The 17,993-nt window shown below is 55.4% G+C and carries 15 protein-coding genes; 8 read left to right on the forward strand and 7 right to left on the reverse strand.

Annotation, left to right across the window (positions count from 1 at the left end):
- The first annotated feature begins 311 nt into the window (after positions 1-311).
- Complete coding sequence (locus SH573x_RS24535; protein ID WP_479350621.1) at positions 312-1,586, forward strand: efflux RND transporter periplasmic adaptor subunit; 1,275 nt, start codon at positions 312-314, stop codon at positions 1,584-1,586.
- The gene (locus SH573x_RS24540) at positions 1,583-4,651 is read left to right on the forward strand and encodes an efflux RND transporter permease subunit (protein ID WP_479350623.1); all 3,069 of its coding nucleotides are present in this window, start codon (positions 1,583-1,585) and stop codon (positions 4,649-4,651) included. Before SH573x_RS24535 ends, SH573x_RS24540 begins: the two co-directional genes overlap by 4 nt.
- On the opposite strand, the gene SH573x_RS24545 is transcribed toward SH573x_RS24540, so the two are convergent.
- From SH573x_RS24545 to SH573x_RS24560, 4 genes are all read right to left on the reverse strand, one after another.
- Positions 4,641-5,567: a hypothetical protein gene (locus tag SH573x_RS24545; RefSeq protein WP_479350625.1), complete on the reverse strand. Its 927-nt coding sequence runs from the start codon at positions 5,565-5,567 to the stop codon at positions 4,641-4,643. The genes SH573x_RS24540 and SH573x_RS24545 overlap by 11 nt on opposite strands.
- 1 nt (position 5,568) lies before the next feature.
- Positions 5,569-6,306, reverse strand: a complete 738-nt coding sequence (locus SH573x_RS24550) for a PTS sugar transporter subunit IIA (RefSeq protein WP_479350626.1) — start codon at positions 6,304-6,306, stop codon at positions 5,569-5,571.
- A 141-nt stretch (positions 6,307-6,447) separates the two neighbouring features.
- Positions 6,448-6,777, reverse strand: a complete 330-nt coding sequence (trxA, locus tag SH573x_RS24555; RefSeq protein ID WP_479350627.1) for a thioredoxin — start codon at positions 6,775-6,777, stop codon at positions 6,448-6,450.
- Positions 6,778-7,094: 317 nt separating this feature from the next.
- Positions 7,095-7,274: a DUF6800 family protein gene (locus SH573x_RS24560; RefSeq protein ID WP_479350628.1), complete on the reverse strand. Its 180-nt coding sequence runs from the start codon at positions 7,272-7,274 to the stop codon at positions 7,095-7,097.
- A 384-nt stretch (positions 7,275-7,658) separates the two neighbouring features.
- Between SH573x_RS24560 and glgC the strand changes: the two genes are divergently transcribed.
- Together glgC and SH573x_RS24570 are read left to right on the forward strand one after the other, a co-directional pair.
- Positions 7,659-8,894 carry a glucose-1-phosphate adenylyltransferase gene (gene glgC, locus SH573x_RS24565; protein WP_479350629.1) on the forward strand — a complete coding sequence of 412 codons (1,236 nt, stop codon included), beginning with the start codon at positions 7,659-7,661 and terminating at the stop codon, positions 8,892-8,894.
- 41 nt (positions 8,895-8,935) lie between these two features.
- Entirely contained in the window at positions 8,936-9,946 is a 1,011-nt protein-coding gene (locus SH573x_RS24570) for a GGDEF domain-containing protein (RefSeq protein ID WP_479350630.1), read from the forward strand.
- 38 nt (positions 9,947-9,984) lie between these two features.
- On the opposite strand, the gene SH573x_RS24575 is transcribed toward SH573x_RS24570, so the two are convergent.
- On the reverse strand, positions 9,985-10,308 hold the full coding sequence (locus SH573x_RS24575; RefSeq protein WP_479350631.1) for a P-II family nitrogen regulator: 324 nt from the start codon (positions 10,306-10,308) through the stop codon (positions 9,985-9,987).
- A 57-nt stretch (positions 10,309-10,365) separates the two neighbouring features.
- A complete protein-coding gene (queA, locus tag SH573x_RS24580; RefSeq protein ID WP_479350632.1) occupies positions 10,366-11,439 on the reverse strand; it encodes a tRNA preQ1(34) S-adenosylmethionine ribosyltransferase-isomerase QueA in 1,074 nt (357 codons plus the stop codon).
- Positions 11,440-11,520: 81 nt separating this feature from the next.
- On the opposite strand from queA, the gene SH573x_RS24585 reads away from it, so the two are divergent.
- On the forward strand, positions 11,521-12,669 hold the full coding sequence (locus SH573x_RS24585) for a glycosyltransferase (protein WP_479350633.1): 1,149 nt from the start codon (positions 11,521-11,523) through the stop codon (positions 12,667-12,669).
- Between the two features lie 24 nt (positions 12,670-12,693).
- Here the strand turns inward: SH573x_RS24585 and SH573x_RS24590 are convergent, their stop codons facing one another.
- Entirely contained in the window at positions 12,694-14,028 is a 1,335-nt protein-coding gene (locus tag SH573x_RS24590) for a DUF1015 domain-containing protein (RefSeq protein ID WP_479350635.1), read from the reverse strand.
- A gap of 175 nt (positions 14,029-14,203) precedes the next feature.
- Between SH573x_RS24590 and SH573x_RS24595 the strand changes: the two genes are divergently transcribed.
- From SH573x_RS24595 to SH573x_RS24605, 3 genes are all read left to right on the forward strand, one after another.
- Complete coding sequence (locus tag SH573x_RS24595; protein ID WP_479350637.1) at positions 14,204-14,986, forward strand: phosphoribosylformylglycinamidine synthase subunit PurQ; 783 nt, start codon at positions 14,204-14,206, stop codon at positions 14,984-14,986.
- Between the two features lie 294 nt (positions 14,987-15,280).
- Positions 15,281-16,222, forward strand: coding sequence for a hypothetical protein (locus SH573x_RS24600; protein ID WP_479350639.1), 942 nt, complete (start codon positions 15,281-15,283; stop codon positions 16,220-16,222).
- Positions 16,223-16,307: 85 nt separating this feature from the next.
- Positions 16,308-17,984 (forward strand): alpha-keto acid decarboxylase family protein, encoded by a 1,677-nt coding sequence (locus SH573x_RS24605; protein WP_479350641.1) that lies wholly within the window; start codon positions 16,308-16,310, stop codon positions 17,982-17,984.
- The last annotated feature ends 9 nt before the right edge of the window (positions 17,985-17,993 follow it).

Raw genomic sequence — 17,993 nt, forward strand, 5'->3', positions numbered from 1 at the left:
CCGACAACGATCATCGGTCGCAGAAGGCTGGTAAGAGAAATGAGCTGTACCGATTCTGCCACATATAGCTGACAGTCTGCCGCACAACTTGGCCCAAACCGCAAACTCTAACAACTCACATCGAATTGCTAGCTATGTTAAAGTGGCGCTGGAGTCTTCGGAGCAATATTGGGGACAGATCTCGGGTGTGTGCGGATGTGTGTCCCCGGTTTGGCCCGGTTTGCGAGGGGACAGACCCCGGGTCGAAAGATACTTGGTCTGCAGGTTCGAGCGGCTGAGGACAGACGCTCTACATAGGTGGAAATTCTCATATGAACATCCGATCATTAGCCTTGGCCGTAATTCTGGCTGGACTAACTGCGACGCAGCTGCTGGCTCAAGGAGCAGGCGAGATCGCCGTTGAAGTCGAAACGCTGCGGCCAGCCAAGGTTTGGGAAACCAAGTCCACCTTTGCAGGTATTGTCAAAGCAAAACGCAAGAGTCAATTGAGCTTTGAACGCCCCGGTCGCGTCGATCAGATCGATGTGGAAGAGGGTATAAGTGTGACCGCCGGCCAGATTCTGGCGCGTTTGAATACGGAACAGTTAGAAGCCCAGATCCGCAAACTACAGGCCGACAAGCGGGCGGCCGAAGCCCTGCTGGCTGAACTGAAGGCCGGCCCGCGTCAAGAGACTATCGATGCGGCTCGCGCCAATGTGCGCGAACAAGAAGTTCAACTCGACCTGGCCTTGGCCAATCAAGGCCGTCGCGAACGATTGCTGAAGGACCGATTGGTCGCTCGCGAAGAATTTGATCAAGCACAAACAGCGGTTCAGCGTTGGGAAGCTGCGCGCGATATGGCGCAAAAACAACTCGAAGATCTCGAACTGGGCACGCGTCGAGAAAAGATCGCTTCCCAAGAAGCTGTTGTGCAGTCGATTGACGCCGCGATCGCTGCGGCGCAGGTCGATTTGGAACACAGCATAATCAAAAGTCCATTCGCCGGCTCGATCGTCGCCCGCGAGATCGACGAGGGATATGTTGTCGAGCCTGGCCAAACGGTCTTGGTCGTCAGCGAAGATAGCGTTCTTCAAGCCCATGTGGGCATTCCACCTACGCTCGCCCAAACGCTGCAACCTGGCAGCATAGTTCGCGTCGTCATTCGTGATCAGACAGTGCCTGCGCGGCTGAAATCGATCGTCGCTCAGGTCGACGAAACCACCCGCTCGCAGGAAGTGGTTGCCACGCTGGCCGCGGAAGACGATCAAAAGGTTGTGCCTGGTGATATCGCCCGGTTAGAACTGACGCGTCAAATTCCTGTCGAAGGTTTCTGGCTCGACACCGCTGCTGTCGTACAGGCCCAGCGCGGTTTGTGGGAATGTTACATCGTCGAACCAGACAAGAATGCACAAGTCGGCAAGGTCGCACGCCGGGCGGTGGAAATTCTGCAGACCGAAGGCAGTCGCATCCTAGTCCGCGGTGCCATTGAAGAAGGCGAACGAGTGGTGGTGTCGGCCGTCCATCGTCTGTCCGCTGGACAAAAGGTCCGGCCGATCGAGAAATCAACTACGCCCGAGTCTAAGTCCTCCGAGAAGCTGGTCCCGTGATCACACTGTTCTTAAAAGACACTCGCTTGCTCATATTGACGATCGTGACGATCGTCATGGCGGGCGTTTCGTCGTTCTTGGTTCTTCCACGCATGGAAGATCCAGTACTGACCGAACGCGCAGCGGTCATCAACACGCGTTTGTTGGGCGCCGATGCTGATCGCGTGGAGTCGTTGGTAACTGACAAAATCATCAACGAGCTGCGCGAGTTCGACGAAGTCAAAGAGATCGTGTCGATGTCTCGACCCAATATCTCGATCGTTGCCGTCACTCTTAAAGATGCGATTTACGAAGTCGACGAAGTTTGGGCGCGCGTGCGGGACAAGATCAGCGACTTGCGACCTCAGCTGCCGCCGACGGCTGCAGCTCCCGAGGTGGATGTTGTCAAGGCACGTGCCTTTGCTTCCATCGTGGCCCTAGTTTGGGAACAACCTGGCGAGCCCGTCTATTCCGTCTTGCGTCGCTCCGCCCGCGAACTGGAAGAAGAGATCCGCAACGTTGTCAACACGGAAAGCGTCGAACTGTACTGCGATCCCGAAGAGGAAATCGTCGTCGAAGTAGAACAAGCCGAGTTGGCACGTTTGGGCATGAGCGTGGGAGACCTATCGCGGCAGATTGCTGGCAGCGATGCCAAGGTTTCTGCCGGGCAAATCCGCGGCGCGCGTGCCGATATGCTGTTGGAAGTTAGCGGCGAATTCGATTCGCTAGGACGCATTGGTCGGATCCCCGTACGTTCGACGGAATCGGGACAGACCAGTTACCTATCGGACATCGCCCGCATTGGCAAAGGCATCGCTCAACCGCCGCGCAGCCTGGCGCTAGTCAATGGCTTGCCCGCAATCATGGTTGCGTCGGCTGTAATTCCGCAAGCTCGTATCGATGGCTGGAATGCGAAACTAGAGGCCACACTCAAGCGATTTGAACGCACGTTGCCACCGGGTATCAAACTCCAACGCGTCTTTCAACAAAATGGCTACGTCGCTACGCGGATGAATAGCCTCGTACGCAACCTGGCCATCAGCGCGCTAACGGTCTTCGCAGTCGTCTTCCTGATGATGGGTTGGCGCAGCTCGTGGATTGTCGGCCTGGCACTCCCGTTATCATCTTGCCTGGTATTTGCTGGCCTGCGAATCGGCGGCATTCCACTGCACCAAATGTCGTTGAGCGGCTTGGTCATTGCCTTGGGCATGTTGGAAGGCACAGCCATCATCATCGTGGATGAAGTCCAGCGCAGATTGCGCGAAGGCGAATCGCGATTGGATGCGGTTAAGCACGGCGTCTCGCACATGGCGCTGCCACTATTTGGCAGCACTATTACTACCGTTCTATCGTTCTTGCCGATCGCAACGATGCCGGGACCTTCGGGAGAATTCGTGGGCACGATTGGCACTTCGGTGATCATGGCGTTGCTTTGTTCCTTGGCTTTATCTCTGACCATCATTCCCACATTGTCCGCCATGTTTAGTCCTACGAAGTTGGGACCGCCGACCTTTTGGAATACTGGTTTCTCCAACAAGTGGCTCGCGCGCGCATACAAGGGTACGCTTGTGTGGAGCTTCAAGCATCCGTATGTGACGGCCATCCTAGGAGTCCTGCTGTCGGTCCCAGGATTTGCGGTCCTGCCACTGTTTAAGGTCCAGTTTTTCCCTTCGGCCGATCGCAATCAATTCCACGTTGAACTAGAGCTCGCACCTGAAGCATCGTTGGAAGAGACTCGGCAAACTGCGTTGCAAGTTCGCGACTTGCTGCTGAAGGATAAGCTGGTCCACAGTGTTAACTGGGTCTTGGGCAAGAGTGCACCATCGTTCTATTACAACATGGTCGGCACTATGCAAGATTCTCCACGTTACGCGCAAGCCCTGGTGCAATCGAAAACTACATCTGGCAATGTGCCGCTCATCCGCCGCTTGCAAAAGCGACTGAATCAAGAGATCACCAATGCGCAGGTGCGCGTGCGTGCACTGGAACAAGGCCCACCCTTTGACGCGCCGATCGAACTGCGCGTCTTTGGTACCGATCGGGATCAACTGCGAGCCTACGGTGAGCGCGTACGCGAGATCCTGCAAAAGCACCCAGATGTTATTCAAACCAAGGCAGATCTGACCGACTTGCAACCCAAGCTCGTTTACGATGTCCAGGAAGACGAGGCGCGCCTGGCCGGGATCGACCTGGCTTCGATCGCTGGCCAATTGGATGCGACGCTAGAGGGTCGCCTGGGTGGCTCGATCTTGGAAGGTACCGAAGAGTTACCGGTACGAGTTCGCGTCGCCAATTCGCAGCGCGATGAACTGGAGAAGATCAACTCGATTGACATCATGCCTGAAAATGGTGGCCGACCTGTATCGCTTTCCTCACTGGGTAAAGTAAGTTTGCAAGCCGAACCGGCGTTGATCGCCCGCTTCGATGGTCGGCGTATGAACGAAGTTCGGGCTTACCTGCAAGCCGGAGTATTGCCATCGACCGTGCTAAAGTTTGTGCAAGCCGAATTACGCAAGAAAGATAATGCGCCGCCCGAAGGCATGACGATCGAATTAGGTGGCGAAGATTCTAAACGCAATGAAGCCGTTGGGCAGTTGATGTCATACTTGAGCATCCTGGCCGCCGCCATGGTTTTCGTTTTGGTCTTCAGTTTGAAATCGTTCCGGGCTTCGATGATTATCTTCTGCGTGGGTATCTTCTCGTTCGGCATGGCTTTCTACAGTTTGTGGGCGACAGGCTTTGCCCTGGGGTTCACCGCGATAGTGGGTACCATGGGAATGGTCGGCATCGCGATCAACGATTCGATCGTGGTTCTATCGGAATTGCGGAGCGACCCAAAGGCGCGACTGGGCAATCTCGATTCCATACTCAACCTCGTAATGCGCTCTACGCGGCATGTGCTATCGACCACGTTTACTGTGGGCTGTTCGTTCGTGCCGATGCTCATAGAGGGTGGCACCTTCTGGCCACCGATGGCCATGGTGATTACAGGCGGCGTCTTTGGAGCGACCGTGCTGGCCCTGTATTGGATTCCCGCTGTACACATCATTCTGTGTCGCTACTCGCGCCAACCCGTTACTGCCTAACTGCGTTCTGAGCATGTGGACGCAGTTCGTGATAGAGATAGTCGGCCAGCGGCAGGCCATGGCTCGGTTTGACAAAGATCTCGTTTACCCCGGCTGCTTCTAGGTGCGGCCACAGATCTAGATAGCTCAAACTCAAACCAGCCAGCAGATTGGCGGCTGGAAATCGCTTACGCAGCGCCGAGAGCTGCTGCAGCGCTTGCGACTGGGCACTAGCGCCTGGCAAACAAGTCAGCCACGAATCATCCCACAGCAGGTAACGCGGCGCACCAGCCACGTGGGCTGTGGCATCAAAACTCGCCGCATCCAGTCTGCCATAGTCCGTCACACTACAACCGCCTTGTTTGGCCATCCAGTGCCAGGCATCACGCGTTAGCGAACATGCACAACACAGAAGCAGTTGGTTATCGTGGCGAATCATAGTGCCAGTTGACGCTAACGAATCAACCACCGTCAAATCCTGTGGCACCGTTACCGCATCATACTGAGTCGCGCATAAGGCGGCGGGCCGAGCCCACTGTGGAAATAACCAGCCATACCAACTCTCCCACCAGCGAAACCAGGGTTGCATCCAGTGCGTCGTAATACCAACTCCACTGCGACGAGTGCCCAAGTGCCAGTGGCCCGTAACTACTCCCCAGGGAATGGCCAGTTGAGCTTGTTGCAGTTGGTCGATGGCCACTTGTGGATAATCGCTGCGTGTGTGGCTGCTGAAAATGATGCGATCAGCATCGCGAATTTCATCCAGCTGCAACTCCGACAACAGTATCAAATTCAACTGCTCGTGATGAGCCAGACACTCACGTTTGATACGCTCGAGCAGATAGCGATCGCTGTCACAAACCTCGCCCGCGCTGGTGGTGCATCGCTGATAAGCGTGGGCAGTTGGACTGATCCAGGCTAGGGTAAACTGGCCCATGTCAGGCGTTGCTGAGCTCTTGTGAGTCGGCCAGATCGAGTTCTTGTTCGCAGCGTTGGAGCAATTGATGCGCTTCGCCGCTTGAGCCGACTTCATGAATCTCATTCAGGAAGTTGGTACTGTCGAGCAGTCGCGATAACTTGGCCAGCACTTGCAAGTGCACGCGGTCATCGGTCGAGCAAATCAAAAAGAAGACATCCGTTAGATTTCCGCCGCGATGTCCGAATGGCAGGCCGCTGGACAGCACGCCCAGCGCTAACAGCGGTCCGCCCAGAATGGAACTTTGAGGGCGACGCGGGTGCAACAGCGATACGCCGCAATCCAGCGCCGTGGGATGCAACTCTTCGCGAGCCTGCACGGCTTCGGCCATTTTCGGCACATCCCACAACAATCCAGTATTTTGAGCCAGTTCGCACATCCGGCGTATGACAGCCCGGGGAGTGCGCGCCGACAGAGGGATCTCGATGGCTTCGGGAACGAGTAAATCGACCAGGCGAATTTGTCCGGAGTGTGAATCGCTCCAACGATCAACCACGGCTTGGACCTTCTGCAGGGCCTCGCTATCGCTGGCTCCAATTCGGCTTTCCAGCCAGGCATGAACTTCGCCTTCGGCGAACCGCCATACTCCACCTACCTTGCGTCCTGGCAGATCGCCACGCTCGGCTAACTTGATGATCTGCTGGGGACTCAAGTGCAAATAGGCGGCTAGTTGCTCGACATCCAGGTTTCCATCAGCCATGGCGGCTCTCCACGATTGGATTACAAAACGCATAACAGCCGGTAGCGCCCAGGCTCGCTGCGAATACTCAGCGAGCCATGCGTTTCCGGCTGTTTTATTTCGACCCTGTTAAGCTGTTTTAGCTTTTCAGTCTCGTCTCGATCAGTCCTTGGCGGAGTTGAGCGCTTCGGTGATGCGGGCCCGAGGGGGCGCACCCACAAATCGTTCGGTCACTTCGCCACCTTTGAATACCATCAATGTCGGAATGCTCTGAATACCGAACTGACTGGTCACTTGTGGATTCTCGTCGATGTTCAGTTTCCCGACCTTGACCGAACCGGCGTATTCGTCAGCCAGTTGATCAATCAACGGAGCGATCTGGCGGCATGGGCCACACCAAGGGGCCCAAAAGTCCACCAACACTGGCTCGTTGGAATTTACTACTTCGTTCTGGAAGTTGTCGTCGGTGATTTCAAGCGTGTTTGCACCCATGTCAGGTCGCTCCTGGTGGTTTTCACAAAGGTTGAATCGTCAGTGATTTGCAAGCGTCGAATCATCTTATGCATCTTGCGGGCCAAAAGCGAATTTTGCCTTGCACTATGTGGCATAGGCTTCCAGCCTGTGTGTGTGGCATAGGCTTCCAGCCTGTGTGTGTGGCATAGGCTTCCAGCCTGTGTGTGTGGCATAGGCTTCCAGCCTGTGTAATTCCCTGGTCGTCCCTGGCAGGTGGACACCGGCTCAAAATTTATTCTCTACAGCCACCAGTAACACCATATCCCAGCGACACTTCATGTGCCACATTGGCAGGCTTAGTTGGCCAGTCCGAGACGTTCAATGATTACATCGGCACCGGGGGTCAACTTGCGGAGTTTTTCCATGATTACTCCCTTTTCGCTCTTGGATGCCTTGGCGGCTTTCTTGGTCAAAGCAGCCACCTTATGACGACGATGACGACGACGGCGAAGTTCGCGAGTACGCTCGGTGCCCATGAAGAACTCTCTAATCTCAAGTGAATTGCTGGTGAAAGGTGATTTCGCTCTGGACGCATAGGATAGCCAATTTGCCAAATTTGCACAGCCCTAAAGTAGGTCCTATTTCGCCCGGCCGCAGGCACTGGCCCGGCTTGAAATTCACAGCCTAAGCCGTAGGCGTTAGGGCGTTAGCCGGCGTTAGCCTCGGTTGCGTCCTGGTTGACGGCAAAAACGTGGCCGCCGACCGCCGGCGGTACGAAATAGGCTTTCGGCGGCGTCGCTTGTCACCCAGGTGACACTTAATTTTGCTATCCTTTACCTGCAGCATGCGCCGGTGGCCAAAAATTGGATGTTGGATCCCCACGGTTGGCGTCCACGACAGGAGGAAAGGTTGCTCCCTTGATGATGCAGGAAACTTTGACGATCGTGCTGGCGGGTGGCAAAGGCACGCGACTGGAACCGCTAACTCGCGATCGAGCCAAACCGGCCGTTCCGTTTGGTGGCAGCTATCGAATTGTGGACTTCGTACTCTCGAACGCTATCAATTCTGGGCTGCGCCGCATACTCGTATTAACCCAGTACAAAGCGCTCAGTCTGGACCGACATATCAATCTCGGCTGGCGGCAGTACTTTTGCAGCGAACTACAGGAATTTATCGATGTCGTTCCACCCCAGCAGCGAATCGATGAACAGTGGTACCAAGGCACCGCGGATGCCGTCTATCAGAATATTTTTGCGATCGAAAAAGATCGTCCCAAGTATGTCTTGATCCTGGCCGGCGATCACATTTACAAGATGAACTACCGGTCGATGCTGGAGTATCACATCGCCAACAACGCCGATTTGACGATCGGCGCCCTGCGGGTCGATCGACCTTCGGCAACTCAGTTTGGTGTCATTCAGGTCGACGAGCAGCAGCGGATCATCGGTTTTCAGGAAAAACCAGCTGAACCGCTAACCATACCCGGCGACCCCGATCACTCGCTGGCTTCGATGGGAATCTACGTATTTAATTCGCGATTTTTGTTCGAACAATTGTGCCGCGATGCAACCGAACCGGACAGCGATCACGATTTTGGCAAAAACATTATTCCGTCGATCATCGATGAATATCGCGTATTCGCTTTTCCATTCAAAGACGAAAACCGCAAGCAAGACGCGTATTGGCGCGATGTCGGAACTCTCGATGCCTACTACGAAGCCAATATGGATTTGATCGGCATCGATCCGCTACTGAACCTGTACTCTAATCATTGGCCCGTACGCACGCTGCAGCCCAACTTGCCGCCACCCAAGTTTGTTTTTGGTAGCTATGGTGACTCTGATCGCATGGGTCATGCGCTCGACAGCATCGTCTGTCAGGGGACAGTGGTCAGCGGTGGTACGGTTAAAAGAAGCGTGCTCAGCCCCAATGTACGTGTCAACAGCTATGCTCAAGTCGAAGACAGTATCTTGTTAGAAGGTGTCGAAGTTGGACGCCATGCCAAGATTCGCAGAGCCATTGTGGACAAACGTGTTACTATTCCTCCCGGCATTCAGATAGGTTACGATCCAGAGGAGGATCGCGCGCGAGGCTTTACGATCAGCCCGGCAGGAATTGTGGTCATCGGCAAGAATACGACTTTGCCGGAAGTGTAACCCGCTTATCACCGGAAGTTTTGCAGGGAGCTGCAGCCATCATGCCACCGAACGCACCGATTTTTTTGCTCGGATTGGCTGTCGGTACGGGCCTGCTGGTCGCGGGCGTCTTGTTGGGATTTGCGCTGGGCCGACGCGCCGGCGTAGCCAGCCAGGTGGTTGACCGACAACAATTTCTTTCCTTCCTGCAAAACTTGTCGCATTGGACTAGCGAGTTCGCTGGCGATGTCTCCAAGTACCAAACTCAACTGAGCTCGATCAGCCAACGCGTGCAAGGCAATAACGAAGCTCCGCGCGAAGAGATCTTGGGTTTGCTCACGCAGATTATGCAAGCCAATCAACAGCTGCAAAACCGCTTGGACTCAGCGGAAGCCAGGCTGGAATCGCAAACCCATCAGATTGCCGATTACCTGACAGAAGCTCGCACCGATGGCCTGACGGGTTTGACCAATCGTAAGGCCTTCGATCAAACGCTGGATGATCTCTATAGCGTGTGGCTCAGCAAACATCACAGTTTCACACTAGGGTTGATCGATATCGATCACTTCAAGAAGATCAACGATACCTACGGTCACCAAGCCGGTGATGCGGTGCTGAAGAAAGTGGCCGAGACGATGCGCACCGAGTTCCCTGAAGCTCAGTGTGTGGCGCGTTACGGAGGCGAAGAGTTCGCCGTCCTGTGGTCGCAGCCGCTAGAGGCAGCCGCTGATTCGCTCGACCGCCTGCGTTCTGTGGTCGGCCGCACCGAGTTTCGACATGAAGATACCGTCATCCCGGTAACGCTCAGCGGCGGTGTGGGTGTGATTCAGACCGACGACAAGATCGGCAAACTGGTGCGCCGCAGTGACGAAGCCTTATACGCCGCCAAACTTGGCGGACGCAATCGCATCTACTTGCACGATGGCAATATTTGTCGCCTGGTAACCAAAGTGCCACCCAACACAGCCCGCGACCTGCGGTCCGAAGCTGTCCCCAACCTGGCTCAGCAGGATGCCACCAGCCGCATTCAAGAGCGATTGCAACGCATCGTCGAAGAAGAATCTCGACTGTAAGGCACTGGCGTAGCCACCGCTTGGCGGCGGTGGCTACGTTAGATATCGATAACCTCTGCCCCAGCCAGGCTGCTGACGGGTAGGACGATGACTTTGCCGTCGCCCATGCGCCCACTGCGTGCCACTTCGATGATGCGCCGCATAACTTCTTCGACGCGAAAGTCTTCTACCCACATCGTGATTTCTACTTTGGGCAAAAACACCGATTCGAATTCGCCCGCTTTGTATTCGTCCAAATAGTTCTTCTGCCGACCAAAGCCCTTTACTTCGCGCACCGCCAGCGCTTCAAGCGGAGCAAGCTTGAGGTTCTCCAGCACTTTCTCAGCCAGATAAGGTCGAACGATGGCTATGACTTGCTTCATGACAGAATTCAGAGGGTTGAACATCGAGACGGAAAAAGAACATGCGTGACTCAAACTTCAGAGGATCAGCATCGCATCTCCATAACTATAAAATCGATATTTCTGAGCGATGGCCTCTTCATAGGCGCGCAGGATCAGTTCACGACCGGCTAAGGCGCAAACCAACACCAGCAGGGTACTCTTGGGCAAATGAAAGTTGGTCATCAAGGCATCGACAGCTTGAAATTGGTAAGGCGGACGGATGAAGATGTCGGTGTGCCCCTGCCAGGCAGCCAGCTGACCGCTATTGTGCGCACAGGCTGATTCCAACACGCGGACCGAAGTCGTGCCGACCGCGACGATCCGACCGCCGTCGAGCCGACAACTGGTCAAGCGTTTGGCCACCGCCTCACTAATTTCGCCGTATTCGCTATGCATTACATGCTGGTCAATCTGCTCCGATTTGATCGGACGAAATGTGCCCAGCCCTACATGCAAACACACTGGCGCCCGCGTGACACCCCGCTGTTCAATACGATTGAGCAAGTCAGCGGTGAAGTGCAGTCCAGCCGTTGGCGCAGCCACCGAACCGGCTTCGCGGGCATAGATCGTTTGATAACGCTGTATGTCATCATCCACCATCTGGCCATCACGAATGTAGGGCGGAATGGGCACGCGACCAAACCGCTCCAGGAACTCTTCGAACGGCTGGCCTTCGATCGGCCTGGCCGCAATGTGACCGGTCGGCAATCGCGCCACCACTACCAGGGCTTCGGCCATTCGACCTTCGCGATCACGGAGCGTGATGGATTCGCCCGGCGTCAAATGCCCTCGCGTATTGCTCAGCAATTCCCAAATACCGTCGGCCGTGCTATGCAGGAACAGCCCTTCCCAGCGGCCACCGGAACTGGTGCGAGCTCCGACCAGGCGGGCCGGAATTACTTTGGTGGTGTTCAGTACCAAGGCGTCGCCGGGTTGCAGAAACTCGGGCAAATCGCGGACATGATGATGCGAGATCGTACCGCTGGCTCGCTCGATCACTAACAATCGAGCGTCGATTCTCTGGTCGGACGGCTGCTGAGCGATCAACTCTCTGGGTAGCGTGTAATCGTACTGATTCAGATTGTTAAAATCATCCGCTGATAACGACATCAATTTGCTCCTGGCCTCGCATTAAGTACCTAAAGGATACACTGGCAGGCTAGAATGAGGAACGCATAAGGAACTGCAGCGTTGCGCATTGGGCTTGTAATTACCGAACTAGATCCTGGCGGCGCCGAATTGTGCCTGACTGAATTGGCACTCTATTTAAAGTCGCGCGCTCACGAAGTGGCCGTGTGGTCGCTCGGCCCGCCACCGCGCGGACCACAAGCCATTTTGCTCGAACGATTGCAATTGGCCGGCATCGAAGTTCAGTTCGGCCACGCGCGGGGTTCGCGCGACGCCTGGCGGATCGCGCGGTGGCTGAGACGTGCGCTGGACAAATTTCAACCCGATATTGTTCAGTCCATGCTCTGGCACGCCAATGTCATCTGTGGCTGGGCACTGTGGACCAGAAAGACACCGTGGGTAGCTGGCATGCGCGTCAGTGAGCCACGCAGTGGACGCTGGTGGCTTGAGCGTTTGGTTTCCCGCCGCATGCAGCATATGGTTTGCGTCAGCCAAGCCGTGTTGCAACATGCCTTGGAAAATGAACGCTTGCCCTCCACACTGCTAAGCGTCATCCCCAATGGGACCAAAACACAATCGCTCAACGATTCACGGCAGGCAAACCACGTAGATTTATCTCAACTCGGTCTACCACTAAACGGGTCGGCACTGCTGTTCGTAGGACGACTTGAAGCCCAGAAGGGTTTGCTGCCGCTGGCCGATCATCTGCCCGACCTGATGCGACGCTTGCCCGATTGGCATATGGTCCTGGTCGGCCAGGGTTCGCTGGAGTCATCCATTCGCGCGCGCCTGGCGGCATTGAAATTAACGGACCGAGTGCACCTGGTGGGTTGGCAAGCCAACGTGCCGGCGTGGATGCAGGCGTGCCAGATCTTGATTTTGCCAGCGGTGTACGAAGGCATGCCTAACGTGCTGTTGGAAGCCATGTCGGTGGCTCGACCCTTTGTCGCCTTCGCGGTCGACGGCGTCGAGCAGTTGGTCAGCCCCAGCGACGGCTACCCCAGCGACTTAGCTACCGCTCAAACAGCCCAGCCCCATAACTGGACGCAACTAACACAACGCATCGAGGCCCTCGCGCTGGACGAAGCTTTGCGCGAGCGCTGTGGTCAATTCAATCAAGCGCACATCCAGCGACACTATCGCTTGGACGATCAACTGCGCAAGTACGAAGAACTGTACGAGCGCCTACTGCGCGAGCGTGCTCAAACTTGAAAATTGAAATTCGAATTCGAAACTTCAATTTGCATCTAGCGGGTTAACCACCAGGCCGCTAAGCAATTTTGGATAGAAGTAAGTGCTCTTGGCCGGCATGCGTTCGTTATGCAGACTGACCGCGCGAATATCGTCAACTGTTGCGGGCATGACCAAGGCAGCCAGCGGATAACTCTTAGCACCTTCCAGCTTGCCTTCTAAACCAGCTACCACTTCATCAACCAGATGAACGTAAGTGGGCTTGGGCAGTTCCTTTTCATGGACGCCCAATAAATCCTCGAAGACCAAGCGATGCAAGATGGCCACACCGAGCCCGCGCCAATCATCGCTCTGGTCAGGCGCGATCTCGCGCATGCGATCCAGGGCCGCGACCGTGGCCGAAACCAACGTCCACTGTTGATCGGCGGTGGTATACAGAGCCAGCACACTTTGATCATTCTGATCTTCAATGCGCTGCCACACCTTGCCGGCATCCTGCGGACCATGTCCGGCCTGCTGGCAATCGAAATACTGACCTAACTTTTCGCATACCTGAGCCGCCGTTAGCGCTGCACAGCCTTCGATCAAGCGATGCGTCGGCAGCACGATCAAGCCAGGATCGTCCATGCTGACCATCATGCTTAGCACAAACTGGGCCGGGTGTTCTTCGGGCAGTGTACCACCGGCAGCGGCTGCCAGTTCATCGCGATAGTTGCAGGCGGTCTCGTAACGATGATGACCATCGGCCACAAACATCGGCTTGTCTTCGACCAGGGCAGCCACTTGTTGAATTACGTTCATGTCGCTAACTGGCCATAAGCGATGCGTGACATCCAAGTGATCAACGGCCTCCAGTGCCGCGCGACCAGCAATGTGCTCTTCGAGTAAGTTCTGTGCATTGTTTTCTGGATCTGGATACAGCCCGAAAATCTGCGATAGATTGGCCTGGCAAGCCCGAGTCAGGCGCAAACGATCGTCTTTGGCTTTGGCATGAGTTTGTTCGTGCGGATAGATGTTGCCTTCACCAAAACGCACCAGGCGAATGCGAGCCATAAAGCCGCGGCGCGTATAGGTGCGCCCAGCGTAATCAAAGACCTGGTGATAGACGTACAGGGCCGGGTCGGGCTCGACTTGCAAAACGCCATCGCGACGCCATTGACGAAACAGGGTTGCGGCTCGGCTGTAGACAGCCTGGGGATCCGTGTCTCCCGGTTCGGGCTTGGTCAGTTCCAAGCGAATGAAGTTGTACGGACTTTTGGCATACAGTTCGGCTTGCAGTTGTCCATCGACCACATCGTATGGTGGCGCGATGCAATCACTGAGCGACCCGATTTGAGCCATGTTGTAACGCAATCCGCGAAAAGCCTTGATCTGCGGCATACCAGCTAAGCACCTTCTACCCAAGAGTCCAAAACAGCGAGGCTGACGAGCCGATATTTGATAGTCTCCCGCTGCCGAGCGGAAGGGGAGTCCCCTTGGCAGAGCGGCTCTGTGGGGTCACACTTTAAGGTGTGTCGACGGCTGACTAATTTCTTGACACTCGCGAGGTTGATTAATGGCGACGCCAAAGGTGCTCATTCTGCGAGCCCCTGGGACAAATTGTGAAGTCGAGACTGCGTTTGCCTTCGAACTGGCGGGCGCCAAAACAACTCTACTGCATGTCAATCGCTTGATCGAATCGCCCAGTTTGGCCGACGATCATCAGATTTTGTGCTTCCCAGGTGGATTCAGTTACGGAGACGATATCGCTGCCGGCCGCATTTTGGCTCAGCAGCTGAATGTCCACCTGAGCGATGTGGTCGAGAAATTCCGCAGCCAAGATCGATTGGTGCTGGGAATCTGCAACGGTTTTCAGATCATGATGCGACTGGGAATTTTCTTCACCAATCCTGCTCAACCGCCGGCCACACTAACCCTCAATCGCCAAGCCCGCTTTGAAGATCGCTGGGTTCACCTGGCAACCACGCCCAACAATTGCGTCTTCCTGCAAGGCATCGAGCGGATGTACCTGCCCATGGCCCATGCTGAAGGGCGGTTGGTTCTGCGCAGCGATGATAGCGGTTGCCAGTTCGCAGGCTCTGGGCAGTTGTCTCTGCGCTACGCCCAAGAAGACGGAACAGCGGTTAATGATCTGCTGCCATTTCCTATCAATCCCAATGGATCGGAATTGAACGTGGCTGGCATGAGCGATCCCAGCGGCCGCGTCTTTGGCTTAATGCCTCATCCCGAACGCCACATCGAAGCCACCCACCACCCCTTTTGGACGCGCCGTGACCCACAGCCCCAGCACGGCGACGGTCTGGCAATCTTCAACAACGCTGTCGCCTACTTCGGGTAAGTGCTTGTGGCATAGGCTTCCAGCCTGTGTAACGTGTGGCATAGACTTCCAGCCTGTGTAACGTGTGGCATAGGCTTCCAGCCTGTGTGCTTGTGGCTTAGGCTTCCAGCCTGAGTAACCGCGCACCAGCCTCCAGCCTGAGTTTTTTGAGATTAGAGAAACAAAACTGCAGTTGAAGTGATGGCACAGACATCCTGCCTATGCCAAACTGAACTGTAAGGCACGAAGTGCCTATATCTCCGATCGGGCAGCGCTATGGCTGCCTCAGGCTACGTACCGAAGGTTAACGAAATAATGCTCACGCGACTGAATATCTGGCAAGCGTGGAACAGGGCTTTGGTCATTGTGCTGCTTTCTTCCGGATGGCTTGGCACCGGCGCGATTGCTGATGATGGTCCACAAAAACCGAAAGCGGATGCCAAGTCCAGTAAAGCCACCCAGCAGAACGACGAACCGATCTTTGTGCGAACCGTCAAAGAGGGCAACAAAGTTGTCACGCTGCAGACTGCCGTTGTCACATACCAGGCTGACAGCGGGCCGTACGCGGGTGCCACGGTCGAATTGGTGGGCGCCATTCACATCGCCGACAAGAACTACTACAAGACGCTCAACGATATGTTCCGCAGTTACGATGCACTGCTGTACGAAATGGTCAGCGATCCGCAGCGCGTGAAAGATCTCGAGAAGCGCGAGGCTAAAGATGGTAGCCCGGTCAGCGCGGTGCAAAGCGGTATGAAGGATGCGCTCGGCCTGAGCTTTCAACTCGACGAGGTTGATTACCAGGCCAAGAATTTTGTACATGCCGATATGAACCCCGAAGAGTTTACGGAGAGCCTCAGTCAGCGTCAGGAAGGGTTGATGACCTTCATCATGCGTTCGATGGGCTCGAGCCTGGCGATGCAGAGTTCGAAGAAGAGCGGTGACCTGAACCTGCTGAGTGCGATGCTCTCCCAAAATCGCGAACTGGCTATGAAGCGTGTGCTGGCTGAGCAGATGGAAGAGATGGATGGCCAATTGGCGGCGATCTCGGGCGACGATGGCAAGAGTACGTTGATTACCGAACGCAATGCCAAGGCGCTAGAGGTGCTCAAACGAGAACTGGACGCCGGTAAGAAGCGTCTGGGTATCTTCTACGGAGCCGGACACTTCAAACACATGCATCAAGAATTGAGTGAACAGTTCAAAATGAAACCGGTTAAAACGATATGGCTTGATGCTTGGGACATGCATGATTAATGCCCCAAGGTAACTGACTTGCCCGCCGACTGGCAGAACGACTCGTGGATTTTCAACTTTGATCGACACGCTTGAGGAGTAGTGAATGTCAACAAATCGAAGCCGACGCTCGAGTGAAGTTTCGATTGGTCAATATCTTATCAACCGCTTGCAGGACTATGGTATCCGCGATGTCTTCGGCATCCCGGGTGATTATGTGTTGAGCTTCTACAGCATGCTCGAGAAGAGCCCCATCAACGTGGTGGGCTGCACACGGGAAGATTGCGCGGGCTTCGCGGCGGATGCTTATGCCCGCATCAATGGCATGGGTGCTGTTTGCGTTACGTACTGCGTAGGTGGCTTGAGTGTGTGCAACAGTCTGGCTGGGGCCTTTGCCGAAAAGTCGCCCGTGGTTTTGATCAGCGGTGCACCAGGTCTGAATGAACGCACCAACAATCCGCTGCTGCATCACAAGGTGCGAGAGTTTCACACGCAGCTACAAGTCTTCGAGAAGCTGTGCATCGCGACGGCGGAGTTGAACGATCCTTTGTTGGCCTTCAGCGAAATTGATCGAGTTCTTGATGCGGCCGACCGATTCAAGCGTCCGGTGTATATCGAAATTCCTCGCGATATGGTCAGCGTTGTTCCGCCAGTGGCCCATGCCTATCGCCGCGAAGTACAGAGCACCGATACGGCCGTCTTGCAAGAGGCCTTGAACGAAGCCACCCAGCGACTCAGCCAGGCACAGCGACCGATGATTATCGCGGGTATCGAGATCCATCGCTTCGGCTTGCAAGACCAGGTACTCAAGCTGGCCGAACAGGCGCACATTCCATTGGCCGCGACGTTGCTAGGCAAGAGCGTGGTCCCGGAGAAACACCCGCTGTACATCGGACTGTACGAAGGCGCGATGGGCCGCGCCGAAGTCACCGAGTATGTCGAGAACAGCGACTGCGTCCTGCTACTGGGCGCGTTTATGACCGACATTAATTTGGGTATCTATACTGCCAAGCTGGATGTTTCCAAGTGCATATACGTCACCAGTGAACAGCTGCAGATTTCGTATCACTACTATCATCATGTTCCGCTGGAGGAATTCATCAACGGACTGATCGCCGCTGCGCCGCAGCCAGCGGTGCGCGAGATCCCCGATGGCTTGCGACCGCGCTCGTCCAAGCCCTTCGAGCCGCAGCCTGAGGAACCACTGAAGATCAGCCGCATGATCAAAGCGATCGACCAAAGGCTGGATGAAGATACGATCGTGATCGCCGATATCGGCGATGCCCTGTTTGCGGCCACGGAACTGTGCATTCACCAGCGCACCGATTTCCTCAGTCCCGCTTATTACACATCCATGGGTTTCTCTGTGCCGGCAGCCGTGGGCGCCTGCTTTGCACGTCCTAAAGAGCGTGTGCTCGTGCTGTGCGGTGACGGCGCCTTCCAGATGACCGGCAGTGAGCTGTCGACACTGGTCCGCAACAATTTTTCACCAATCCTGATCGTGCTCGATAATCATGGCTACGGCACGGAGCGATTTTTGCACGCCGGCGATTGGAAGTATAACGAGATCTTGCCTTGGAACTATCATCGCTTGCCTGAACTCTACGGAGCAGGCAAAGGTTATCTCGTGCAAACCGAGGGTGAATTCCTGAGCGCGCTGGATGCAGCCTGGAATGACCGGACGCAAGTGCACATCATTCATGCCAAGCTAGCCGAAGGGGATGCCAGCAAGACGCTGCTGCGACTGGCCGAACGCTTGGGTGATCGGGTCAGTGGCAAGTAGGCTTAGGGA

Source organism: Rania fehmarnensis, from assembly GCF_056494185.1.

Coding starts and splice junctions, on each gene's coding strand:
- SH573x_RS24550 (WP_479350626.1), bottom strand. CDS start 6,306: ATGGCTGATGGAAACCTGGATGTCGAGCAACTAGCCGCCTATTTGCAC.
- SH573x_RS24570 (WP_479350630.1), top strand. CDS start 8,936: ATGCCACCGAACGCACCGATTTTTTTGCTCGGATTGGCTGTCGGTACG.
- SH573x_RS24560 (WP_479350628.1), bottom strand. CDS start 7,274: ATGGGCACCGAGCGTACTCGCGAACTTCGCCGTCGTCGTCATCGTCGT.
- SH573x_RS24605 (WP_479350641.1), top strand. CDS start 16,308: ATGTCAACAAATCGAAGCCGACGCTCGAGTGAAGTTTCGATTGGTCAA.
- SH573x_RS24575 (WP_479350631.1), bottom strand. CDS start 10,308: ATGAAGCAAGTCATAGCCATCGTTCGACCTTATCTGGCTGAGAAAGTG.
- SH573x_RS24590 (WP_479350635.1), bottom strand. CDS start 14,028: ATGCCGCAGATCAAGGCTTTTCGCGGATTGCGTTACAACATGGCTCAA.
- SH573x_RS24595 (WP_479350637.1), top strand. CDS start 14,204: ATGGCGACGCCAAAGGTGCTCATTCTGCGAGCCCCTGGGACAAATTGT.
- glgC (WP_479350629.1), top strand. CDS start 7,659: ATGATGCAGGAAACTTTGACGATCGTGCTGGCGGGTGGCAAAGGCACG.
- queA (WP_479350632.1), bottom strand. CDS start 11,439: ATGTCGTTATCAGCGGATGATTTTAACAATCTGAATCAGTACGATTAC.
- SH573x_RS24545 (WP_479350625.1), bottom strand. CDS start 5,567: ATGGGCCAGTTTACCCTAGCCTGGATCAGTCCAACTGCCCACGCTTAT.
- SH573x_RS24535 (WP_479350621.1), top strand. CDS start 312: ATGAACATCCGATCATTAGCCTTGGCCGTAATTCTGGCTGGACTAACT.
- SH573x_RS24600 (WP_479350639.1), top strand. CDS start 15,281: ATGCTCACGCGACTGAATATCTGGCAAGCGTGGAACAGGGCTTTGGTC.
- trxA (WP_479350627.1), bottom strand. CDS start 6,777: ATGGGTGCAAACACGCTTGAAATCACCGACGACAACTTCCAGAACGAA.